Source organism: Pseudomonas jessenii (assembly GCF_002236115.1).
Classification (GTDB): Bacteria; Pseudomonadota; Gammaproteobacteria; order Pseudomonadales; family Pseudomonadaceae; genus Aquipseudomonas; species Aquipseudomonas jessenii.
This window is the reverse complement of sequence record NZ_NIWT01000001.1, coordinates 567,240-589,928: the sequence shown is the minus strand read 5'-3', so window position 1 is coordinate 589,928 and position 22,689 is coordinate 567,240. Positions and strand designations below refer to the sequence as shown.

Below are 22,689 nucleotides of genomic sequence, written 5' to 3'. Positions count from 1 at the left end.
CCAACTCACCATCAGGCGATCACAAACTCCGCACCCGACAAACTGTCCAGCCCGACCCCGACCAATGTCACTGAATCATTGCCAAACGTCAGCACGGTATCCTGCCCCACCACGGTGGCATGGTCCCGGAAGTCGTCGGCCGGCGTAACACCCTGTACCCCGAGAAACACCAGTTTGTCGTTCGACTGATAGCCCAACACCCGGTCGTGGCCAAACGCGCCGTTGAACAGGAACGTATCGATCCCGCCCCCCGATTCCAGCAGGTCGTTGCCGGCCCCGCCGATCAAGACGTCGTTGCCCTTGCCTGCGATCAAATGATCGTTGCCGTCGAGACCGAACAACCAATCGCCGACCGCCTGCGCCTTGAGCGTATCGTTCCCCATGCCCCCCTTTATCGACGACTCGTACCGGGTCAGCTGGTTGCCGTCCGCCAGCCCGTTTGCGGTGACGCTGTGGGTCACGTCATCCTTGACCAGCCCCCATAAAAAGCCCGGCTCCTTGCTCATGATGCTGCCGATGTCACGGGTGATACTGATGCCGCCATTGGCATCGCGGATGTACAGGTTGCCGGCGCCGTCGTTGGCAAAGTCGAAGTTTTTCACCGACTGCTGCAAGTCGAGCACGTTGTGCCCGTTGCCGCCCAAAAGGACGTTGTAGCCACCGGCATCACGGAAGGTGTCGTTGCCGTCGCGGCCTTCCAGATAGTCGTTGCCCTTGCCGCCCTGGATCAGGTCGTTGCCGTCACTGCCGATAATGAAAGTGCTGCCTTTGTGGATGTCGGCATTGCGGTTCAGGTCCTGGACCCAGGTGTTGGCCCGCGCCGGGTCCGAGAGGTTGGCAACAACAATGGTCGAGTCTTTGCTGGTGAGGTCGTAGAACCGTGACTCCAGCACCCGGGTCATGCCGTCGCCATAACCGGTCGGCAAGTGGGAAATCCAGGTCGGAATGTTGAGGATGGAAAACGGCAGCAGATTCCATGCGGTCGACGCGTAGTGGTCATTGAAGCTGACAATGTTGTTGGTGGCCGAGGCTTGATCGGCATCGTGCACACCGACCGATGCCAGGTTGAACGCCGAACCGTCCAGCGCGCGGAACACTGGATCGTTTTCATAGCCGACGTTCAGCACTTTGTCGCTGCTGCCTTGAGTTGGCGAGGCGTAGGCAATGTAGTTGGAATCCTGGAAGAAACCGCCCCATTTTTCGCGGCTCAAATCCGCCAGGCTATTGACTGCCAGCCCGCCGAGACTGTGACCACTGACCAGCACGTCATTACCGGACAACCCGTTGGCCCGGGCAAACGCCGCGACGTCGGCGAGCAGCTTGCCGAACGCTTCACCCACATAGTTTTTCGCGTAATCCTGTGGACCCAATGCCGCCAACAGGTCATTGATGACATCGCCGATGGAGTCACTGATCTGGCTTTCACGAGGGCCACTGGTGCCGCGAAAGGCGATGCCGATTTCCGTGAGGTGCCCTTGGGCGTCGTATTTACCGAGGATTTCCACCTGGGCGCTGGTATAGCCGGCCTTGTCACCAAAGAAGGTTCCCCGTGCATCGACTTTGCCGTCATAACCCAGCTGCGCGGCGGTGATGGGTGTCCAACCGGCTTTCTGTACCGCGTCCAGTGCGGCCTTTTCCGAATCGGGGTTCCAGGGGATACCGGGAATCACCCCTTGGGAGTCGGTGCCGCCAATCAGCGCGGTCACCAACGTTGCCGGCAGGCCCACGCCGAAACCGTTGTGCTGGTAACCGGTGGCAAAGCCGTTGTCGAGGTTGTGATAGGAGTACAGCGTGATTGCCATCGCGTCGGTGAACAACGCTTTGGCGTCTTCTGTACCAAGGTTCTTGTAGTCGTACACACCCATGGGTATTGCCTCTCTCTTTGTTGGAATTGTCAGAGATAGCTCACAGCCGGGACACCTCGATCGCGAGATGCCCGGAGCCTCCAGTGCTGTTACAAAAATCTGTCAGGCAAACACAAAACCGGAAGTCGACAGGTTATCCAGCCCCACCCCGACCAGGGTCACGGAAAAGTCGCCAACCTTCAGCACCGTGTCTTGACCGGCCTGGGAGACATGCTGTCGGTAGTCATAGCCCTGCCCCGCGTCTTCAACGCCCATGAACACCAGGGTGTCACTGCCCTGGTAGCCATTGATCGCATCAAATCCGAAAGCGCCGCTGAACAGGAAGGTATTGCTGCCGTCCCCGGTGGAATGCATCACGTCGTTGCCGTTGCCGCCGACGAAGGTCACGTGGCCCTTGTCGCTGCGCAATACGTCATCGCCGCCGTTGCCGAACAGCCAGTCGCCCTGGGCGTCGGCCAACAGCGTATTACCGAGGGCATCGCCGTTGAGCGAATGACTGTAGCGGGTCAGTTCGTTGCCGTTGAGCAGGCCGTTGCCGGTGACGGTCCAGGTGATGTCCCTGGTGCTCCACCATGATCCGGACTCCTGGCTCACCAGCGCGCCGATGTCCCGGGTCATGCTGATGCCGCCATAGGCGTCACGCACGAACAGCGTGCCATCGCCATCGTTGGCGAAGCTGAAGTTCTGCAGTGGCTTGAGCAGTTCGAACGTGTTGTTGCCCTTGCCGCCCAAAAGTATGTTGAAGCCGCCGTCGTCGCGGAAACGGTCGTTGCCGTCCCGGCCTTCGATGAAGTCATTGCCGGCGCCGCCCTTGAGCCAATCGGCGCTGTCGGTGCCGATGATAAACGTGCTGCCCGTGTGCGGCTCGCCACTGCGCCCGAGGTCCTCGACCCAGGTGGCGCCGCGAGACGACGCCGACAGGTTGGAGACGATCAGGGTCGAATCCTTCCCGGTCAGGTCATAGAAGGCAGAGTCGATCACCCGGTTCAGTCCGTCGGCGTAACCCGGCGATCCATGGGCCGACCAGTTCAGCGGGTTGAGAATGCTGAAGGGCACCAGGTTCTGCGCGGTGGAGGCGTACTGGTCATTGAAGTTGACGACGTTGTTGGTCGCTGAATCCTGATGACCATCGTGCTTGCCCAGTGAGCCACTGCTGAAGGTAGTGCCGTCGAGCACCCGAAACACCGGGTCGTTCTCATAACCGATGTTGAGCACATTGTTGCCGGTGGCGCTTTGGGTTGGCGAAGCGAAGGCGATGTAGTTGGCGTCCTTGAAGAAACCGCCCCAGTCATTGCCACTCAACTCCGCCAGGCTGTTGACCCCCAAACCGCCAAGGCTATGCCCGCTGACCACAACGTCCCTGGCACTCAGGCCGTGGGCGATGGCGAATGCAGCGACGCTCTTGAGCAGGCTGTCGAAAGCGTTTTTCGCGTAGTTGCTCGCATAATCCACCGGACCGACTGCGGCCAACAGGTTGTTTTTCATGTCGCCGAAGGTGTCGCTGTACCCCAGGCCACCGGTACCACGGAAGGCGATGCCCAGGCCGATCAGGTTCCCGGCCCCGTCGTATTTACCGAGGATTTCGGCTTCGGCGCTGGTGAAGCCGTCCTTCTCGCCATAGAAGGTACCTTGGGTGCCAACCTTGCCCTGATAGCCCAAGGCCGAGGCACCAATTGGCGCCCAGGCGGTCGCCGGGAGTGGCTGGCCGGTAGGCGTATACGCGTACAGCGCCAGCGCGATCGCGTCGGAGTACAACGCCTTGCCGGCCTCGCTGCCGGCATTTTTGTAATCAAACAGTCCCATTTTCTTGCTTCCTTTGCGTCAAATCAGAACTGCCAGTCCAGGGTCAGGCCCACACCATGGTCTTTTTCCCGGGAGCCGAGCAGTCCGTTGTAGTCCAGGTTCAAGCGGGTATCGCGTCCCAGCGCCCAGCCGGCCCGGGCACCGACCACCGCGGCATTGCGGTCCATGGACACGCTTTGCACGCTGAACGCGGTGTTGCCATTGACGAAGGCCAGGTGGTCTTCGGAACGGGTGTTGCCCAGGTTGTGCTGCCAGCCGAGCGTGCCGGACAGTTCCAGTTGTTGCTGATCGGACAGCGCAAAGGCTTTGCTCGCCCGCAGGCCAAGGGTCGAGAGCACCGCGTCGCGGTTGTTTTCACCGCCCTTGAGTGCGGCGGCGTCACCTTTTTCGCTGAAGCTGTCGCTGTTCAGGTGCACGTAAGCCAGGTTGACGAACGGCTCCAGTGCCAGCGGTTGCAGGTCCAGGCGATACGCCGCTTCGGTGAACAGTTGCGCGGTGGTCGCATCGCGTTTGGATTTCTGCTTGCCGCTGACGTCACCGAATTGCAGGTCGCGTTTGACGTCGATGCGATGCCAGCTGTAAGCACCGCCGACGCTCAGGCGCAGCGCGTCGATTTTGTGGCCCAGGTAGGCGCCCAAGTGGTAGCTGTCGACCGATGCCGACGAGTGCGTGCCATCGCCCATGCTCAACGAGCTGTCGCTATAACCGGTAACGAAACCCAGTCGTGTGTCTTCAGTGATCAAGCCATCGACGCCGGCCAGCAGCCCGCCGATGGAGCTGTTGGAACTGGCGTTGTCATTCCCGCCATCGTTCTTGCCCCAGGCGCCGAGCACTTTGAGCCAGGCATTGCTGCGGTCATCGGTCGGTGCGCTGGCGTCGAACAGATCACGCTCGCGCAGACGTTCGCCGACCGCATCGCGCAGGTAGCGGCTGTCGTTGATCAGCAGCGTGCCGATCGCCGGATGAATCTCACCGGACAGTTGCTGGAACGCTTGTTGCGCGACAGCGGCGGTCGGCGACAACAGCAGGGTTTCGTAGAGCCGATTGCCTGTGCCCAGTTGCTCGGCGGCAGCGGCCACGGCCCGTTGATTCGGGGTCAGGCCTACACTGGTGAAAGATGTCGCATTGCGCTCCACCGCCAGTTGAATGCTGTCCGTCGTGTAACCGAGGGTGCCACCGATAAACAGGTAGTCCGGCAACACCGCCCCGAAACGCCCTTCGATCCCGCCAGCGGCTTGCAGGATGTTGTACTGATTGCCCAGCAGGGTTTTCGCCTCGCCGGTGGTCAGCAGCGTTGGACTGTTTTCCAGGGTCAGGCTGACCGTTGCGCCTTCGATGGTGGCTGTGCCGCCGGCAATGATCTGGTCGCTGCGGGTGGGCGACACCTCTACGGCGTAGGTCGAGCCGGGCTCGAAGGTCATGTCGCCCGTCACCTGCAAGGTGCCGATGGAGTTGCCGGGCGCCACGGTACCGCCGCTTTTCGCAGTCAGTGCCGCGATACTGCCGTTACCACCGAGGATGCCATTGTCATTGACGGTGACGGCCGATAGCAGCGAACCGTTGACGGCCAATCGGCCCTGATTGACCAGGGTCTGGCCGGTGTAGGTGTTGGCTCCGGTCAGCACCAGCGTGCCGATGCCCTGCTTGGTCAGGCCGCCGTGGCCGGATATGTCGTTGCGCCAGACGTCGAGCCCGCAGTGCACGTCGTTGCACACACGCTCGGTGGGTTTGCCGGCGTCGATGATCGCGCCGATACCCGGCAAGTCCGCGACAAACTGACTGGAGCCGTAGGCGCCGTCGATGCGGAACTCTTCGGGAATGTCCTGCTCGGTGACGAGCATCGCCGGGCCGTCGATGCCTTTGCGCAGGTTGATCATGCCCCAGCCATACAGCGAATCGACGCCGGGTGCGCCGAGGTCGGTGGCGGTGGTACGCAGCACGCTGGCGACTTGTGCGCCGGTCATGTACGGGAAGCGTTCCATCAACACCGCCACCGAGCCGGCAACGTGCGGTGCCGCCATGGAGGTGCCGTTGTAATTGGCGTAGCCGGTAGTCAGGTCAGCGGCATCGGTGCCGCTGATGATCGAACTGTAGATCCGGCTGCCCGGCGCCGACACGCAGAAACTCGCGGTGTAGCCGCAGCGCGACGAGAAGGTGCTGATGTTGTAGGGGGCGGGACTGTTGGTGTCCGGGTTCTTCTGCAAGGCCGCGACGGTCATCCAGTTCGGCGCGATCTCGGGGACGAAATAACTGAGGCCGGCGATGGCGTCCGGGTTGTTGAGGTTGTAGTCGTTACCGGCGGCGAAAATCGTCACGATGCCGCTGCGGGCCGCCGCGATGGCGCCGTCGTAGGCACCGCCGGGTTTGGTCCCCAGCAAGGTCCGGATCTCGTTGAACTGCAGTTGTGCATCCTGCACGGTGAAGTGCGGATACGCCGGGTCCCGACCGCCGAGGTCGAAGCGGTCGGTGATGCCGATGCCCCAGCTATTGTTGATGATCCGCGCGCCGCTGGCGATCAGGGCGTCCCAACCGGCCTTGTACACCGCGCCGTCGTTGCCGCGTACGATACCGTCTTCCGGGCCCGGGTCGCCGTTGTCGGCGCTGATGATCTGTGCACCAAAGGCGACGCCGTGCATCGGTCCGCCATCGCGGCTGCCGGCGGCGATCCCGCCAACGTGGGTGCCGTGGGCACCGAGTTTGCCGTTGGAGCCCACCGAGGGCGAACCGTCATAGAGAAAGGCGTCCCCGACCTTGACCGGAATGTACGGGTCGGTGTACTCGCGGATGCCGCTGGTCACCAGCGTGATGACCTTATTGGCTCCGGAAAACTCCGGGTGCAAGGCGTACACCGGTTGGTCGAAGATCCCCAGCTTCACGCCTTTGCCGGTGTAACCGGCCGCATAGGCATCCTGCGCGTTGATCGCCCCCAGGCCCCAGTCAGCGCTGAACTCTGTGCTGCGCCAGCTTTCGGGATCGCCTGTCCTGCCGTTTTCCACGTAGGGTGCCGCGTGTGCGGTGCCCAGTGTGGCCAACGCGCAGAGCACGGCTAGATTGTTGTACTTGTTATTCATCGAGCTACCTTCCTTAGTTGTGTTGCCAAAATCCTTGTTGTTAGAAGCCTTGCCTCAATTCCTCTTGGTTAAAACGCGCCACTACAGGGGCTGCGGTGTGCAGTTCCTCAACAGACAGGCATTTTTTGAGTCCTCTCCATACTGTTTTTAATAGCTACTGCACCCTCGGTCCCTGGCCGAAGGCCTCATCCACCTTGGCCAGGTCCTGCTCGCTCAAGGTCCCGGCGTAGAAATGCAATCGGGTCCAGGCCATCAGATAGTCGTAGCGGGCCTGGGCCAGATCCCGGCGGGTGGTAAACAGTTGTTGCTCGGCATTGAGCGCATCGAGGTTGACCCGCTCACCGCCCAGAATGCTTTGCCTGGTCGAGACCACCAGCGCTTCGGCGGAGACCAGGGCCTTCTGATAGGCACGCAGCTTGCTCACCCCTGTCAGGCAGGCGCTGAACTGCCGTCGCAATTCGATCAGGGTTTCCCGGGTCTTGCCGTCCAGTTCGTACTCGGCCTGTTCCATCGCACGGCTTGCCTGGCGGGTCGATGCAGAAACACCACCGCCGGCGTACAGCGGCACATTGATTTCGATGCCGATGGTGTTGGTGTCGTAGCGCTGGTTGTAGGTGTTGCCGCTTTCCGATTCATTCTGACGCACCGTGGCGTAGGCGCTGACCTTGGGCAGGTGCCCGGCCCGGTTGCGCTCGACCTCGTAGCGCGCCACTTCAAGCGCCTGGCGCTGGGAAGCCAGGTTGGGGTTGTTGGCCACGGCCATCTCATGCCAGGTGTCGTAATTGGCCGGCTGCAGGGTGAAGGTCTGGAAGTTTTGATCCAGTGGTGCAAGGTCGGCAATGTCGATCGCCGGCACACCGATCAGCGCGCCGAGTTCGCGCAGAGATGCATCCTGTTCATTACGTGCTTCGATTTCTTCGGCGGTGGCCAGCTCATAGCGCGATTCGGCTTCGAGAATGTCCGTGCGAGTACCTTCGCCCTGGCGAAACATCTGCTCGTTCTGCTGGAACTGCTGCTCGAAAGCTTTCTTCTTGGCCAGGGCGATATCGATCTGGTCCTGGGCGAACAACGCCTTGGTGTAGTTTTCCAGCACCCGCACCAGCAATTGCTGGCTCTTGCCACGAAAATTTTCGTCGGAAAACAGCGATTGCGCGACGCCCTTGCGATAAGCCGCGTAGGCCTCGTAGTCGAGCAACGGCTGTTGCAAGGTGAGGCTGGAACCGTAACTGCTGTAGTTGCGGTCATCGCTCTGGTTTTGCCCGCGCTCGTTGAGGTAGGTGGCCTTGGAGCTGTTCCTGCCCTTGTTGTAGTTGTAACCCAGTCTTGGCAACAACCCGGCGCGGCCGATGGCACGGTTCTCAAGGCCTGCATCGCGTTCCTTGATGGCGCCGAGGAATACCGGATCATTGTGCAGTGCCTGTTCATAGATCTCGAACGGTCCCATGGCCGCCACGGCCTGGTTGCCCGCGAACAACATCAACGCCGCCCCGAGCATCGAAAGCTTTTTCATACAGCCGAACATCCTTATTCCTCGGTCAACGCGGAGCCTGCCCGGTCGAGCAGCGGTTTGAACAAATAATTGAGGAGCGAACGCTCACCGGTACGTACGAACATTTCCGCCGGCATACCGGGCTTGATCACCAGGCCATTGAGTTTCTCCATGGCCTGGTCACTGACGCTGCTGCGCAGCACGTAGTACGGTGCGCCGGTTTTCTCATCGAGCAACTGGTCGGCGGAGACCAGGCTGACTTCACCTGGTACTCGCGGGGTGCGGCTCTGGTTGAAGGCGGTGAACAGGATATCCACCGGCAGGTGCGGACCGACCTTGTCGATCAGGTTGACCGGCAGGTGCCCTTCCACTTCCAGGCGCGTGTCCTGAGGCACGATCTCCAGCAGGTTGTCGCCCTGGCGCACCACCGCGCCTACCGTGTGTACACCCAGATTGACCGCAATGCCGTCAGCCGTGGCGATGATCTCGCTGTGCTGCAGATCGAACCCGGCGGAGGTCAACTGTTCCTCCAGCGTCACGCTTTTGAGCTGCGCTTCGGCCAGTTGGGTGCGTACTTCTTTCTGGTACTCCTCGATATGCTGTTGCAACTTCAAGCGGGACTCGACAATGCCCTGCTCCACCCGACCGCTTTCGCCGAGGTTTTCGGCCAACTGCTGTTGCACTTGCGACAGTTGCCGCTGGTACTCCATCAACCGATTGCGCGGGATGTAGCCGTTTTCCGCCAGTGGCGTCAGATTGCTTAGCTGTTGTTGCAGGGAATCGGCCTGAGCGCTCAAGTCGGTACGGGCACGGCGCATGCCGGCCAGTTGCGCGCCGGCGCCTTCGATGCTGGCGCGCAACGCGGCCTGCTCGCGGGCGAAGGCATCGCGACGACTGCTGAACAACTGCCGCTGGCCTTCGAGCACCAACGCCAGACGCGGGTCGGGATCATTGCTTAGCTCGGCGGGGAAATTCACTTGCTTGAGGTTGTCCCGCTCGCTTTGCCAACGGGCAAGGCTGGCCCAGGCCATGCGGTACTGCGCTTGCAACGATTGCACGTCCGCGGCGACCTGGGTCTGGTCGAGCCGGAACAACGGCTGGCCCTGTTTCACCCGCTGGCCTTCGCTCACCAGAATCTGGCTGACCACGCCGTTGCTCATCGACTGCACGGCCTTGCGCTTGCCCGAAACCACCACTGTGCCCTGTACCGGTATGCCCTGATCGAGGGGGGCCAGGCTGGCCCAGGTGAAGAAACTGCCAGCGCCGACAATCGCCAGTATCCAGCCCAGGCGAGCGAAGTAACGCGCATCGCGTCCAGGCTGTCCGGCCAGGTAGTCCTGCTCCATCGTCGCTTCGTTTTGAAGCTTTACTTGGCTGCGGCTCATACGCCCGAACTCCTTGTCGCGGGCTGAGACTGCCAGCTCATGCTGAGCCCGCCCGGCGCTTGCGCGGTTTTTTCATGTTGTGCTTGCTGAGCCCCCGAGAGTGCCTTGAGCACGTCCTGGCTAGAACCGAACGCCTGCAAGCGGCCTTCGTTGAGCACCAGCAACTTGTCGGCCTGGGCCAATGCGCAAGAACGATGGGTCACCAGAATCACGCTGGTGCCCTGGGCCTTCATTTGCGCAATCGCGCCGGCCAGCGCCGCTTCACCCACGGTGTCGAGGTTGGAGTTCGGCTCATCCAGCACCACCAGGCGCGGCTGGCCGTACAGCGCACGGGCCAGGGCCACCCGTTGTTTCTGCCCGCCGGAAAGGCCACTACCGTCTTCGCCGAGCACGGTGTCGTACCCTTGCGGCAGGCGCAGGATCAGTTCATGCACCCCGGCCTGCTGTGCGGCGGCCACGACGCTCTGTGGATCGGCCTCGCGGAAACGCGCGATGTTTTGCGCGATGCTGCCGCTGAACAACTCGATGTCCTGCGGCAGGTAACCGATGTAAGGCCCGAGGTCGTCGCGGTTCCAGCGATGGATGTCCGCACCGTCGAGCCGCACCGTACCACCGAGCGTCGGCCAGACACCCACCAGTACCCGTGCCAGTGTCGATTTACCGGAACCGGAAGCACCGAGCACGCCCATCACCTCACCCGCTGCGAGGCTGAAACTGACCAGGTGCAGGGTCGCCGCCCGTTGCCCCGGAGGCGCCGCGCTAACCTGCTCAAAGGTGATCTGGCCCTTCGGCGCCGGCAGCGCCATGGCCTCGTCGCCCGACGGGAAGGCTTGCAGCAAGGCGTCGAGACGGCGGTAAGCCAGCTTGGCGCCGCTCCATTGTTTCCATACGGCGATCAACTGATCGATAGGACTCAGCACACGGCCCATCAGGATCGAACCGGCAATCATCATTCCGGCGGTCATGTCACCCTTGATCACCAGCAATGCGCCAAGGCCCAGCACCAACGATTGCAGGCTCAGGCGCAGGGTTTTGCTCAAGGAACTGATGACGGCGCCCGTGTCGCTGGCCTGGTTTTGCAGGCCGAGGAACCGTGAATGCACCTGAAACCAGCGATTGCGCAACGCCCCCAGCATGCCCATGGCCTGAATGGTTTCGGCGTTATGCAAATGGCTGGTGGCCAATTGGCTGGATTGCTGGGAACACGCGGCGGCTTCGCCCAACGGTTTTTTGGTCATGGACTCATTCAGCCAGGCCAGCGCAATCAGCAGCAGAGCCCCCGCCGTGGCAAAAACGCCGAGCCAGATGTTGAACAAATAAATCACCAACAGGTACACCGGGAACCACGGCGCATCGAAAAACGCGAACAACGCCGGGCCGGTGACGAACTGGCGAATATGTGTCAGATCCCCCAGCGCCTGTCCCGCATTGCCTTCGCCTTTGAACAGGTTGCGCTCGAACGCCGCCCGATAGACCCGCAGATTGAACCGTCGCTCCAACTGACTGCCAATACGGATAACGATGAAACTGCGGACAGCTTCCAGCAAACCGATAAAGGCAAAGAACCCGACAATCATCAGCGACAACATGACCAGTGTTGTTTCATTCTGCGAAGACAGTACCCGGTCATAGACTTGCAGCATGTAGATAGAGGGCGCCAACATCAGAATGTTGATCAGGGCGGTAAAACAACCGACGCTGATCAAGATGCTCTTATAGTCCCCCAGTGCCTTTATTAATGGTGCGGTGGCTGGGGCCTTCGCCATCTTCATTGGTTATTCCTGAGCTGATATTTATCGCCACGCGCGGGCGAGGTTCCAGTTAACTGTCCGCACACGGTCGAGACATTGTTTGCCCGTTATCGTTTACAAATAACGAACAATGTTTTGTGATCGATAAAGTGCCGGGGGATTGCGCTTGACTGCTTTTGCGGCTAACGCGTCGGCCGCTTGAGGGTAATGATCCGACCCGACTGCAAAGTACCTTGATAAAGCCCTTCGAACTGACGGTTGAAAAACAGGATTTTTGAGCCTTCCTTGCCGGTGATTGCAATGCCGTCCGGTTCGGGAAACCAGCCGATCGCCTGCTCCCCAAGCCAGGCGGTGAAACAGTCCGCGCCAGCACCCAGGGTTTGATTTGGCTGAAAGTCGATCAAGCATTCATTCGAAGCAACGAGCGGTGATTTGTCCGTGTCTTGCGCGGCTCTTGGCGTAGCCAGCCAATTGCCAGCCAACTCTGACGGATCCGCCAGTTTCAGACTGCTTGCCATGGTTTCCTCTCCAAAAAACATCATCAACGCTGCCAGTAGCCACGCGCTTGTCTTGCGGGAAAAGACGCTGTGCGTCATAGGTTCTTGTACTCCGGGCCGCAACCCTGCTTACGGTTAGAGAGCAGCGCATCGGGCGCCGCCCTCCTTGTTCACCTCACATCAAGCCACGATGTCCGAGTACGCCGCCTGGCCCACGGTACTGACCAGGAAATCAGCCGCGCCATGCCCCGAGAAGTCGATCGACAACAAACTGTTGCCGCCCGAGGTGCTGAGCACCGCATCGCCCACCGCCCCGGTGAAGGCGCTGACAAAGTGCAGGCCCGCGCCGTTGGTGATGCCGGTCAGGTCGATCTTGTCCAGACCGCTGACAAAGTCGAGGATCTGGTCGACCGTACCTGGCCTGGAGTCACTGCTGGCCGCAAACACGAAGGTGTCCGAACCTGCGCCGCCCCACAGTTTGTCCGCGCCGCCAGCGCCGTAAAGGATGTCGTTGCCGGCACCGCCTTTGAGCTCGTTGGACACGTTGTTACCGATCAGCAAGTCGTTGCCAGAACCGCCAATGGCGTTCTCGACGGTGACACCCTTGGCGATGGAGACGTTACCCACCAGGCCGCCGACGTCCGAGAACGACGTTTCATTGAGGTTGATCTTCTGGTTCTGGGTAAACCCGGAAAAGTCCAGGGTGTCCTTGCCGCCTGCATCCCAGACCGAAAACACCACCTTGTCCGCCGAAGAAGACGCGCCAAGGAAGTCGCGACCGGCGTTGGAGTTGAAACCGTAGGTAGTGTCGCCGGTGCGAGTGGTGGTGTTGGCACCGTAGAGCTGCTGAATGGCAGCGATATCGTCAATCAGCGGGCCGGACGCGTAGGCTTCGACGCCGCCCTTGCTGAAGTTCTGACTGGTATTGCTTTCACTCCAGTAGCTCATGACGCTGTAGCCGCGGGTGTCTTGCCCATAGGACGCGTCATTGTAGGTCGGTGCACCCTCGCCGGCGTTGTAGTCGCCGGGGTGGGCCAGGCCCAGGGAGTGGCCGATTTCGTGGGTCAGGGTTTGCCGGCCATAGTTGTTCAGGTCCGGGGTCTTGTTGGGCGTGTAACTGCTGTTGATCAGGTACCAGGAAGTCCCGTCGTAACCGGCCCCGGTACCAGGCAGGTAGGCAAACGCAGCCGCACCGTCCTGACCGCCGCTGTAGTTGCCGAAGGTCATGTGGCCATCGCCGCCGCTGGCCTTGTCAGTGAAGGTAACATTGGCCACGTCGGCCCAGGATTGCATGGCGAGCACGGCCTGGGCTTTCTGTTGCGCGCTGAACTGACTGAATCCGGTAATCCCGTGCTTGTACATCGTGCTGGACGATGCCGAAGTCAGGAAGGTATAGGTCAGCTCTATTTTGCCACTACCATCCTTGTCCTGGTAAGCAGCGCCGTCGCGCAGCAATTGGTTGGCTGCCTGATCGACGGAGAACGACGGTTTGCCATTGACCGTGAGGTTGCCGCCCCGATCATACTGATGGCTGAAACTATTGATCTGATTGAATGCAGAACTGCTTGCCGCCAATGCTGACAGTGGCAGCAGCACCTGTTCGGCGGAATCAATAGCGTGATCTTTTACTTTCGACATAAACACACTTCCTTGTTTAGCTATGGAACAGTTTTTGTCAGATAAAGACGATCCCTGGCGAGATCGTCCTATCACTCGCCCAATGAAGGCGTAGGAAAACTGACACAATTAGAAATCAAACGTCCACTACTTTTTTGACGTCAAATTTGCGCATTCAGGAATGTGCCCGTAAACAGTGGGCGTACTGAGAAAGTATTGAGTTAAAAAAATATTAGACGGGAGTTATTGTCGGACAATCGACAATTTAATTATTAAATATAGGTAAATTTCCGGGCACTCGAATCGTCCGACTATTTATGTTTAATCCGTTAAACATTTCAATGAAGTGATCACCTCTGAATACCGGGTTATCGTTCTTCGCGAGCAGGCAACGAATGACCATCAGGCAATAACCATTTCAGCTCCGCAAAGGTTGCACAACCGGCGTTGTCGCCCCACTGGAACCCTCCCCGGTGTGGCAGGTTTTGCACACTGCCTTAAACTGCGATACAGCCCATGAACGAATGACGGTGCAAGGGTTCGATGGATTGCCTTACACCACGGGCCTCACGAAATGATCCGGGTGAAGCCGACATGAAAATGGTCACGCCTCTTTTGGCCGCTCTCATCGCCGCCAGCGCGTGTGCGGTAATGAGCATTTGTGCGAATGCCGGGACGACTACGGTCCTGGCAACCAGCTTCGACTGCGCCAGGGCCAGCGCATCCGTCGAGAAGCTGATCTGTCGCGACCCACAGCTGAAGCGGATGGAGATTGAACTGACACGCCTTTATCGCCTGGCGCTCACGGACGATCATTCGGTACCGCGCCCCGACAAGGTCGAGATCGAACAGCGCTTCTGGGTCGACGCGCGAAATCAATGTGCCACCAAGGCAGAGCCCAAGGCATGCACGATCAGCAGTTATGCCGAACGCGCACACCAGCTTCGCCAGGGTTCGGCCATTGCGAGGACCAAGGATCCAAGCAGGCTCACCGATGGCCCCGTAGCCTTTCGTTGCGCAGGATTGAGCGCGTTGATTGCCGCTACTTTCTTCAATGTCGAGCCGCGTGTGGTGTACCTGAAATGGGCGAATACCTCTGCCACCCTTATCCAGGTACCGAACGATTATGCAAGCCAATACAACGGCAAGGATTTGCGGGGTAGCTACGGCTTTTGGCAAACCGGTAACGAGGCCCTGTTACAGATCCCGGGCTCGGGGCAAATGCGTTGTTCGCTCGAGCCAGTTGGCTGATGGCGCATCGGGACATCCTTTCCCGGTGGCCTGATGCAGCTTGTCAGTTGCCGGTGCGGATCTTGTTCCAGACCCGGGTACGCACCCGGTCGATGTTCAGTGGCATGGCTTCCAGCGCAAACAGCTTGCCCATCATTTCAGGACTTGGGTAAACCTTGGTGTCGTTCTTGATCGCAGGGTCGATCAGGCTGTCGGCTTTTTCGTTGCCATTGGCGTAATGCACGTAGTTGCTGACGCTGGCCATGACGTCCGGGCGCAGCAGGTAGTCCATAAAGGCGTAGCCGGCCTTGTCGTCCGGAGCGTCGGCCGGCATCGCGACCATATCGAACCAGATCGCTGCGCCTTCCTTGGGAATCGAGTAGCCGATGTCGATGCCATTGTTGGCTTCCCTGGCGCGGTTTTCCGCTTGCAGGATGTCGCCGGAGAAACCGACCGCGACGCAGATGTCGCCATTGGCCAGATCACTGGTGTACTTGGACGAGTGGAAATAGCTGACATACGGCCGCACCTTCATCAGCAGGGCTTCGGCCTTTTTGTAGTCTTCCGGGTTCTTGCTGTGATGCGGCAAACCGAGGTAGTTCAACGCGGCCGGCAGCAGTTCGGGGCCGTTGTCGAGGATGGCCACGCCGCACTTGTGCAACTTCTGCATGTTCTCGGGCTTGAAGATCAGGTCCCAGGAATCCACCGGGGCGTTGTCGCCCAGCACCGCCTTGACCTTGGCAATGTTGTAGCCGATGCCGGTGCTGCCCCACAGGTAAGGGAAGCCGTGCTCGTTGCCCGGATCGTTAGTCTGCAATGCCTTGAGCAATACCGGGTTGAGGTTTTTCCAGTTCGGCAACTGACTCTTGTCGAGCTTCTTCAGTGCGCCGCCTTCAATCTGCCGGGCCATGAAGTGGTTGGACGGAAACACCACGTCGTAACCGGATTTTCCGGTCATCAGCTTGCCATCGAGGGTTTCGTTGCTGTCGTAGACGTCGTAGGTGAAGCCGATGCCGGTTTCTTTCTGGAAGTTTTTCGTGGTGTCTGGCGCGATGTAATCCGACCAGTTATAGATTTTGACGGTTTCGGCGGCCTGGCTGATGGATGCAACCAGCATCAGCGGAGCCAGAGTCAGGGTCTTTCGGATCATGAGTCGATTCCTGTAGAGGTTGTTGTTATTGGCAGGCAATCAAAAGATCAGCTTTCAAATTTCAAAAGCATTCAAAAAATCAAAACGTAGGTCTTGCGCACGGTTTCCTGGATGTCCCAGATACCGAGGCTATTGGCTGGCAGCATCAGCGCGTCGCCGGCCTCGATGTGCAGCGGTTCGCCGCCGTCGGGCGTGAAGGTGCAGCGGCCCTGAATGAAGTGACAGAATTCCTGGGCGACGATCTGCCGCCGCCAGCGCCCGGGGGTACATTCCCAGACACCGGTCTCGACGCCGTCGTCGCGTTCGACGCTGGTGGTCGAAGCCACGGCCACGGGAGTTCCCAGGGGTACGACGACCGGATTGGACTCGTCCAGTTTCAGGGTTGCGGTGTTCTTGAATTGCGTGATGCTCATGGGGATACCTGTCGATGTAGAGACGCTGTTTAGTGCATGAAAGCTTCCATGAAACCGGCCACCCCGATGGCCAGCCTGCGCCGCCAGGGCGCTGTGGCCGGGTTGGCCAGGGTCTGGTCCTCGTGGACAAAGCTGCGGATGATCGCGTTGTAGCCGAGCCAGCGGATCGGCTCCGGCTCCCAGGCCCGCAGTGCGTCGAGGCCGCGCTGGGGGATGACCCACGGTTGGCGTACCAGATCGGTGTCGCGCCCCAGTATCAGGTCGGCCAGCGTGCGGCCTCCCAGGTTGCTGGCGCCAACGCCCTCCCCGCCATAACCGCCCGACAGGGCAATGCCGTTGGCCCGGTCGCAAAGCATGTGTGGCTGGAAATGCCGGGACATGCCCAGGTTGCCGCCCCAGGAATGGGTGATCTGCACGTTCTTCAACTGCGGGAACAGTTCGCCGAACAGATAACGCCGCAGGTGTATTTCGTCAGCGCTCAGGTCGAAGTCGTGGCGCAGCTTGCCAGCGAACTGGTACCCGCCACGGGCGCCAAAGATCAATCGGTTGTCAGCGGTGCGTTGACCGTAGGTGACCTGGCGACTGGCCTCGCTGAATGCCTGGCCGTGACTCAGGCCGATTTCGTCCCAGGTGGCCGCCGACAAGGGCTCGGTCGCGACGATCAGGCTCTGCACCGGCATCTGATAACGCCCCAATGGCGGCAGCGTCACGGAGTAGCCTTCTACCGCCGGCACCACCCAGCGACTGCGCACCGAAGCTTTGGCCGTGCGCAGACTGCCGGACTGCCAATGGGTGACCGGGCTGTTTTCGTAGATTCTGACGCCCAGGCGCTCCACCGCCCGGGCCAGCCCCCGTACCAGCCTGGCAGGGTGAATGGTCGCCACGTGCGGCGCGTAGATACCGCCGTAGGGTTTGGCGACGCGGATCTGTTGCGCCAGTTGTTCCGGGGTAAGCCAGCGATAGTGGCTGTCGTTGAGGCCCTGGCGGTGGAGATCGTCCAGGTAGCGACGCAGGCTGGCCTCCTGCTCCGGATAGCGTGCGGCGCAATACAGCACCCCGCCTTTGCGGTAATCGCAGTCGATTCCCTCACGTTCGAGGACAATCTCCACTTCATCCGGAATGCTGTGCAGCAAATCGTAGGAGGCGCGGCGCGCTTCGGCCGACAGTTTGGCCAGCAGGCGGTCTTCTCCCAGCAAATTGCCCATCAGCCAGCCACCATTGCGCCCCGACGCGCCGAAACCGGCGGTTTGCGCTTCGACGATGGCGATGTTCAGGTCAGGTTTGTGCCGCTTGAGGTAGTACGCGGTCCAGAGTCCGGTATAACCCGCGCCGATGATCGCCACGTCGACATCCAGGTCCCGCTCCAGCGTCGGACGCGCCATTAGCGGTTCTTCGAGCTGGTCCATCCACAAACTGATAGTGCGCCACGCCGGCATGCAAGACTCCGCCACTCAAACTTCGATGGCGTCGATCCTAGTGCGTGGGCTCAGGCGCTGTCTTGCGCGCGTGCACGCAAAGAAATTTGTTTGACGTAGGCCTTGGGGGACTGGCCGGTGTGCTGGCGGAAACAGCTGTAGAACGCCGACAGCGAATTGAATCCGGCAGCGAAGGCCAGTTCGTCGATGCGCACTGGCGGCAGGGCGGCATCCAGCGCCGCAAGCAAATGTTGCAGGCGCGCCTGGTTGACGTAGCGGTAGAAGCTCTGGCCCAGCACCTGATTCAACAGGTAGGAAATCTGGTTGCGGCTGTAGCCACACTCCTTCGCCACTCGTTGCAGATCGAGCTCCGGGTCCAGATAAGGCTGTTGGCGCTGGAAATACTGCTGTAGGTCATCGGCCATGAAGCTCAGTTGGCGAGGCGACAGACCGAGCCGGCTGACCGCCGGGCGCTGGTTGCCGGACGTTTTGCTGCCGGGTTGTTCGTGCACCAATGAAGCATATTCATTGACCCGCCAGATTAGCCCGTCCTTGACGGTGATCGCTTCGCTGGCGCGGAACGACACCAAACCTTCACCACCGCGCAAGGTGATGCGGTACTGAATGAACGCAGTGTTGCCGTCCAGTCGAATGCGGTCGGAGTGCTCCAGCGCTTCATCCGGATCCCGGGGCATGCTGCTGCGCACATATTCGCGCAATTCGGCCAGGCCCATGACCCGGTTCTGGAAAAAGTCGTTGTACTGGACTTCAGGGTGATAAAGCGCCATGACGCCATCCAGATCCCGGTGCTTCCAGCGCAAGTGATAGCGCATGACCGTCTCGCCCGTGGCCTGGGTTTGCAGTGGGCCATCATCATCGGCGTGCATTGAACATCTCGACGGGAAAAGACCGAGCTTGCCCAACTTCCGTTTTGTCTTCAACGACCAAACCGATTATGGCTTGTGCCCGCAAATGGCCGATAAGTGTGACCTGAATCAAAAAAAGCGCCGGCAATCGCCAAACGACCTGAAAACTCCACATTGTTTTCACATCCGGATGCTACTTTTAAAAACTGTCACTGGTTGAACCAATGAAGGTTCTTCCCTCCTACCATGAGCTAACGGACGCGCTCGATAATGAAGGCGGGCAACACATGAATAAAGGGTTCAGCAAGGTTACGTTTCCAAACGCCTGCCAGCTGATGCGCTGGCATTTTCATCCCATGGGTTTCGAGGCGAGCATGGACGCCCCGGGCAGCATGATTGCCCGTCTTTTTGATCGTGCCACTGGCGAGACCATGATCGCCATTGCCGGTATTCCGTGCGCCACCGTCATGAATGCCGCGGATGTAGAACGAATAATCGAAGCGGTGGAGGACGAGCTTGAAGCCTTCATCCCACCGGAGGCCTTCAAGAGTTATGCCTGACGGCTCAGTTGCTTGTAGGAGCGAGCTTGCTCGCGATGGTCGTTAACGATAACGCGTATTTACTGGCTAACCACGGCGCTCTTGAATCCATCGCGAGCAAGCTCGCTCCTACACCTACAGAAGTCAGGCGGTGATTTGGCTTTTACGATGGTCGACAAAAAACGCTTTGCCCTTGCCGATCCGGTCGGAGGCCTTGGGCATGTTCGCGGCCTGGGTGTCTTGTGCGTCGACGTACCAGTAGCAATGGCTGACAGCGCGGGTAATACCCACGTAGGCCAACCGCAGGATCTCGTCCTTCTGGGCATTGTCATAGGGCTCGCTGTCGCCGGCCTTGCCCAGGCCCGCCATCCGGTAAACCTGATTCTTGAAAGGTGAACTGGTCAGGTGCTGGCAGTCGCCCAGCAAAAACACCGCATCGGCCTGGAGGCCCTTGGCGCTGTGATACGTCAACTGCTTGAGCCTGCGAGCCTCATACGGCAGGCTGGAATCAACATTAAGTACTGATTGAATATGCTCTTCTATCAATGACTTATCGCTACTTTTTCGATAAAGCATCAAGATCGAATCGCCCTTTCGGTAATGCTCCGTCAGGCGTTGGGCCATGCCCTGGTCATCACGATCAAGGACGTTCACCGGCAGCAATGCCTTGGGTTCACCGCTGGCCTTGGCTTTCTTCCCGGCAATCGCCGGTGCTGCGCGCACGATGTGCTCGGCGGCATCGATGATGTGCTGGTGGCTGCGGTAGTTGTCGCTGAGCATGACCTTGGTGGTGCTCGGCGACGGGAACTCCTTGTTGAAATCCATGAAGTAGGTCGGCGAACTGCCGCGCCAACCATAGATGGACTGCCAGTCATCGCCCACACAGAGCAACGAGGAACGCTGGGCTGCGCGCCCGACGTGCATGGCTGGCCCGCGACTGCGGATCTCTGCCAGGCTGGCCCTGATCCAGGAGACGATCTGCGGCGAGACATCCTGGAATTCGTCGATCATCAGGTGTGACAGCGGCCGCAGCAGCTCATCGCCGAGCAGTTTGAGGTTCTCCGGCGAATGTTCGCTGAACAGGGCGAACATTCGGTTGTAGGTCATGATCGGCGGCTTCTGATCCAGCAAATGATCTTCCAGCGCCCGCCAGTACAGACTCAAGGCTTCGAAGAAGAACCGGTCGGGATCGTCCTTGGCGAAACTCATCCGGGCCACGGCGCCCGGCACGTCCAGCCCGAGGTTTTCGATGAACCCGGCGGCGGCGACAAAACAATCGAGCAGTGGCGCTGAAGCGAGCTCGCCCTTGACCTTGTAATCGAAACCCGGCCCGGCGCTGGCATCACCGGCGAGCGAGGCCAGAACACGTCTTGATGACTCGTAACTATCTAGCCATATCAATGGCTTACGACAGAAAGCTTGAAACAGGGTGCGCTTTACTGCCCACTCCGCGCGCACCGACAGCTTGGCGTTTGGTCGCGTGACCTGCGGGTTCTCCCGAGGATCGAACCCCAGCACCACCCAGGCATCCAGGGACGGGATGTAGCCGTGACAATGGAATGTCGAACCGTTGATATCGAACGACTGGCGATTCGGTTCGATGCCCTTGATGGGCCAGGCACCGGCGCGAAACCACAGGTCCTCGATGGCGTCGCACAGCTCCTCATCGCGTTTGGCCGCAAGCTCGGTAACGCCCATGCGTTTTTGCACATCCGGGTGATCGCGCTCCAGCTCCTTGAGTTGCAGGGCATGCCGGGACAATGGCTTGATCAACTCGCGAAAACGCTCATCGTCACGGTGCAGACGGTGATAGCAGGCGTTGAGCTGTTGGCGTTGGGCGTCGTTGATGCGCAGATCGAACGGATTGCTGTCGACCTCCTCATCACCCTGTGCAGCCCGCAGGCTGAGGTTCTCGAAAGCCTGCAAACGCTCGAAACCCGGAAGGCTGCGCACCATCGGCAGGATCCGCGAGTGAAAGGTGCGTACCAGGTCCCGCGCCTCCTTGAAACTGATCCCGCGGCCCCAGAGCGCAAACAGTTCGATCAGCTTGTTGATGAAGTCCTTGCGCGACTCGCGGGTGAAGGTCACCACCGTCATCGAACTCAGTTCGAAGCCCAGGTAGTGGGTCAACAGCAGGATACGCAGCACCAGCGTGGTCGATTTGCCTGCACCGGCACCCGCGATCACCGAAGTGGATGGGGTGTCGCTGAAGATCATTTTCCACTGTGCGGCACTGGGTTGGGCATGGGCCGGCAACAAGCGGGCGACATCGGCCTTCATACGCTTCTTCAGCTCGGCGCTCAACGGCAGGCGCCAGTCGTCGAACAACAGGTCATCGACATTCGGCGGCCGGTGTTCAGTGCAGCGCGAGTCGCGGATCAGCAAGACCTGCCGGCCCTCTTCCAGCCCCTCGAGCTTGCCTTCCTTGTAGCCGTAATCGACCCCGGCGCTGTGACCACTGCGAAAACCGTCAGCCTGGCCATGCAACCACGACGCACGATGCTGTGCGTGCAGGCGGGTCAGGCTGTAGCCGAAGAATCGGGCAAGCAATCGCTTGATCAGCGGCATCTCGGCCAAGGGGCGAAGTTCGGGAGGGAGATCGGGGGAGTGTTGCGGCACGCGGACTGACTCCAGGTGTGAGGCTGTTGAGCGCTATGGTGTCTGCATTTGCCGTTGAGTTCTAGTCAATTGCTTATGACTCATTGGCTTATGCGATGAAGTGAAGGTTGGATGAGAAACTTTCGAGGTTATTTCATATCAATCCATTCGATAGGAATGCTGCATTTTTTACGCTTTTTATCGATTGTTGCCTGTTGGATGATGGCCGTCATCACTCACCGGTCTCGCTTCGTGGGCTCAGGCACCTGGCCCCATGACGAACCTTTTCTGGAGACGATCATGCTTGAACTCAGACCTTTCAACTCGCTCGGCGGTGCTCACCACGGCTGGTTGGATGCCCACCATCATTTTTCGTTCGCCGAATACTACGATCCCAAGCGTATGAACTGGGGCAACCTGCGGGTCTGGAATGACGACGTGATCGCTCCCGGCACCGGTTTCCCGCAACACCCGCACCGCGACATGGAAATCATCACCTATGTCCGCGAAGGCGCCATTACCCACCAGGACAACCTTGGCAACAAGGGTCGTACCGAAGCGGGTGACGTCCAGGTCATGAGCGCCGGCACCGGGATTGCCCACAGCGAGTACAACCTGGAAGCGACGCCGACCAGGATTTTCCAGATCTGGATCATCCCGAACGAGTCCGGCCTGGCGCCGTCCTGGGGCGCCAAGCCGTTCCCGAAAGGTAACCGCGAAGGTTTTGTCACCCTGGCCAGCGGCAAGGCAGGCGACGATCAGAGCCTGCGCATTCGGGCCGATGCCCGGCTGGTAGCCGCGAACCTCAAGGCCGGCGAATCCGCCGAGTATCACCTGGACAACGGTCGTCGCGCCTACCTGGTACCGGCCACGGGTGTCATTGAGGTCAATGGCTTACGTGCACAAGCTCGAGACGGCGTAGCCGTTGCCGATGAGCAGGTGCTGCGGGTGACGGCCATCGAGGACAGCGAGATTGTTCTGGTGGATCTGGCTTGATTCG

The 22,689-nt window shown here is 59.9% G+C and carries 16 protein-coding genes; 3 read left to right on the top strand and 13 right to left on the bottom strand.

Features of this window, described 5'->3' with window-relative positions; translation table 11 throughout:
* Positions 1-11: 11 nt before the first annotated feature.
* From PSJE_RS02700 to PSJE_RS02665, 8 genes are all read right to left on the bottom strand, one after another.
* Entirely contained in the window at positions 12-1,865 is a 1,854-nt protein-coding gene (locus tag PSJE_RS02700; protein WP_090455256.1) for a polyurethane esterase, read from the bottom strand.
* A gap of 102 nt (positions 1,866-1,967) precedes the next feature.
* On the bottom strand, positions 1,968-3,668 hold the full coding sequence (locus PSJE_RS02695; RefSeq protein ID WP_090455258.1) for a polyurethane esterase: 1,701 nt from the start codon (positions 3,666-3,668) through the stop codon (positions 1,968-1,970).
* Positions 3,669-3,691: 23 nt separating this feature from the next.
* Positions 3,692-6,739, bottom strand: coding sequence for an autotransporter serine protease (locus tag PSJE_RS02690; protein ID WP_090455260.1), 3,048 nt, complete (start codon positions 6,737-6,739; stop codon positions 3,692-3,694).
* Positions 6,740-6,893: 154 nt separating this feature from the next.
* Positions 6,894-8,261, bottom strand: coding sequence for a TolC family outer membrane protein (locus PSJE_RS02685; RefSeq protein WP_090455261.1), 1,368 nt, complete (start codon positions 8,259-8,261; stop codon positions 6,894-6,896).
* Positions 8,262-8,263: 2 nt separating this feature from the next.
* On the bottom strand, positions 8,264-9,574 hold the full coding sequence (locus PSJE_RS02680) for an HlyD family type I secretion periplasmic adaptor subunit (protein ID WP_408003807.1): 1,311 nt from the start codon (positions 9,572-9,574) through the stop codon (positions 8,264-8,266).
* A 35-nt stretch (positions 9,575-9,609) separates the two neighbouring features.
* Positions 9,610-11,385, bottom strand: a complete 1,776-nt coding sequence (locus PSJE_RS02675) for a type I secretion system permease/ATPase (RefSeq protein WP_090455265.1) — start codon at positions 11,383-11,385, stop codon at positions 9,610-9,612.
* Positions 11,386-11,546: 161 nt separating this feature from the next.
* Entirely contained in the window at positions 11,547-11,960 is a 414-nt protein-coding gene (locus PSJE_RS02670; protein WP_090455267.1) for an AprI/Inh family metalloprotease inhibitor, read from the bottom strand.
* 81 nt (positions 11,961-12,041) lie between these two features.
* Positions 12,042-13,499, bottom strand: coding sequence for a serralysin family metalloprotease (locus PSJE_RS02665; RefSeq protein WP_057714794.1), 1,458 nt, complete (start codon positions 13,497-13,499; stop codon positions 12,042-12,044).
* A 573-nt stretch (positions 13,500-14,072) separates the two neighbouring features.
* On the opposite strand from PSJE_RS02665, the gene PSJE_RS02660 reads away from it, so the two are divergent.
* Positions 14,073-14,729 (top strand): lysozyme inhibitor LprI family protein, encoded by a 657-nt coding sequence (locus tag PSJE_RS02660; protein ID WP_090455269.1) that lies wholly within the window; start codon positions 14,073-14,075, stop codon positions 14,727-14,729.
* A 43-nt stretch (positions 14,730-14,772) separates the two neighbouring features.
* Here PSJE_RS02660 and PSJE_RS02655 read toward each other — a convergent pair whose 3' ends face one another.
* The 4 genes from PSJE_RS02655 to PSJE_RS02640 all read right to left on the bottom strand — a co-directional run bounded on the left by PSJE_RS02655 (position 14,773) and on the right by PSJE_RS02640 (position 18,573).
* Positions 14,773-15,858 carry a polyamine ABC transporter substrate-binding protein gene (locus PSJE_RS02655; protein ID WP_090455271.1) on the bottom strand — a complete coding sequence of 362 codons (1,086 nt, stop codon included), beginning with the start codon at positions 15,856-15,858 and terminating at the stop codon, positions 14,773-14,775.
* Positions 15,859-15,929: 71 nt separating this feature from the next.
* Positions 15,930-16,271 carry a cupin domain-containing protein gene (locus tag PSJE_RS02650; RefSeq protein WP_090455273.1) on the bottom strand — a complete coding sequence of 114 codons (342 nt, stop codon included), beginning with the start codon at positions 16,269-16,271 and terminating at the stop codon, positions 15,930-15,932.
* 29 nt (positions 16,272-16,300) lie between these two features.
* Positions 16,301-17,707 (bottom strand): NAD(P)/FAD-dependent oxidoreductase, encoded by a 1,407-nt coding sequence (locus tag PSJE_RS02645; RefSeq protein ID WP_090455275.1) that lies wholly within the window; start codon positions 17,705-17,707, stop codon positions 16,301-16,303.
* Positions 17,708-17,757: 50 nt separating this feature from the next.
* Entirely contained in the window at positions 17,758-18,573 is an 816-nt protein-coding gene (locus tag PSJE_RS02640) for a helix-turn-helix transcriptional regulator (protein WP_090455277.1), read from the bottom strand.
* 266 nt (positions 18,574-18,839) lie between these two features.
* On the opposite strand from PSJE_RS02640, the gene PSJE_RS02635 reads away from it, so the two are divergent.
* Positions 18,840-19,112, top strand: a complete 273-nt coding sequence (locus tag PSJE_RS02635; protein WP_057716601.1) for a DUF1652 domain-containing protein — start codon at positions 18,840-18,842, stop codon at positions 19,110-19,112.
* Positions 19,113-19,235: 123 nt separating this feature from the next.
* Here the strand turns inward: PSJE_RS02635 and PSJE_RS02630 are convergent, their stop codons facing one another.
* Positions 19,236-21,710: a UvrD-helicase domain-containing protein gene (locus tag PSJE_RS02630; protein ID WP_090455279.1), complete on the bottom strand. Its 2,475-nt coding sequence runs from the start codon at positions 21,708-21,710 to the stop codon at positions 19,236-19,238.
* 279 nt (positions 21,711-21,989) lie between these two features.
* On the opposite strand from PSJE_RS02630, the gene PSJE_RS02625 reads away from it, so the two are divergent.
* On the top strand, positions 21,990-22,685 hold the full coding sequence (locus PSJE_RS02625) for a pirin family protein (protein ID WP_090455281.1): 696 nt from the start codon (positions 21,990-21,992) through the stop codon (positions 22,683-22,685).
* Positions 22,686-22,689: the final 4 nt, after the last annotated feature.

What these genes read in the sequence shown, in the direction of transcription:
- PSJE_RS02700 (WP_090455256.1), bottom strand. Translation starts at nt 1,865, where the DNA reads ATGGGTGTGTACGACTACAAGAACCTTGGTACAGAAGACGCCAAAGCG.
- PSJE_RS02695 (WP_090455258.1), bottom strand. Translation starts at nt 3,668, where the DNA reads ATGGGACTGTTTGATTACAAAAATGCCGGCAGCGAGGCCGGCAAGGCG.
- PSJE_RS02690 (WP_090455260.1), bottom strand. Translation starts at nt 6,739, where the DNA reads ATGAATAACAAGTACAACAATCTAGCCGTGCTCTGCGCGTTGGCCACA.
- PSJE_RS02685 (WP_090455261.1), bottom strand. Translation starts at nt 8,261, where the DNA reads ATGTTCGGCTGTATGAAAAAGCTTTCGATGCTCGGGGCGGCGTTGATG.
- PSJE_RS02680 (WP_408003807.1), bottom strand. Translation starts at nt 9,574, where the DNA reads ATGGAGCAGGACTACCTGGCCGGACAGCCTGGACGCGATGCGCGTTAC.
- PSJE_RS02675 (WP_090455265.1), bottom strand. Translation starts at nt 11,385, where the DNA reads ATGAAGATGGCGAAGGCCCCAGCCACCGCACCATTAATAAAGGCACTG.
- PSJE_RS02670 (WP_090455267.1), bottom strand. Translation starts at nt 11,960, where the DNA reads ATGACGCACAGCGTCTTTTCCCGCAAGACAAGCGCGTGGCTACTGGCA.
- PSJE_RS02665 (WP_057714794.1), bottom strand. Translation starts at nt 13,499, where the DNA reads ATGTCGAAAGTAAAAGATCACGCTATTGATTCCGCCGAACAGGTGCTG.
- PSJE_RS02660 (WP_090455269.1), top strand. Translation starts at nt 14,073, where the DNA reads ATGAAAATGGTCACGCCTCTTTTGGCCGCTCTCATCGCCGCCAGCGCG.
- PSJE_RS02655 (WP_090455271.1), bottom strand. Translation starts at nt 15,858, where the DNA reads ATGATCCGAAAGACCCTGACTCTGGCTCCGCTGATGCTGGTTGCATCC.
- PSJE_RS02650 (WP_090455273.1), bottom strand. Translation starts at nt 16,271, where the DNA reads ATGAGCATCACGCAATTCAAGAACACCGCAACCCTGAAACTGGACGAG.
- PSJE_RS02645 (WP_090455275.1), bottom strand. Translation starts at nt 17,707, where the DNA reads ATGCCGGCGTGGCGCACTATCAGTTTGTGGATGGACCAGCTCGAAGAA.
- PSJE_RS02640 (WP_090455277.1), bottom strand. Translation starts at nt 18,573, where the DNA reads ATGCACGCCGATGATGATGGCCCACTGCAAACCCAGGCCACGGGCGAG.
- PSJE_RS02635 (WP_057716601.1), top strand. Translation starts at nt 18,840, where the DNA reads ATGAATAAAGGGTTCAGCAAGGTTACGTTTCCAAACGCCTGCCAGCTG.
- PSJE_RS02625 (WP_090455281.1), top strand. Translation starts at nt 21,990, where the DNA reads ATGCTTGAACTCAGACCTTTCAACTCGCTCGGCGGTGCTCACCACGGC.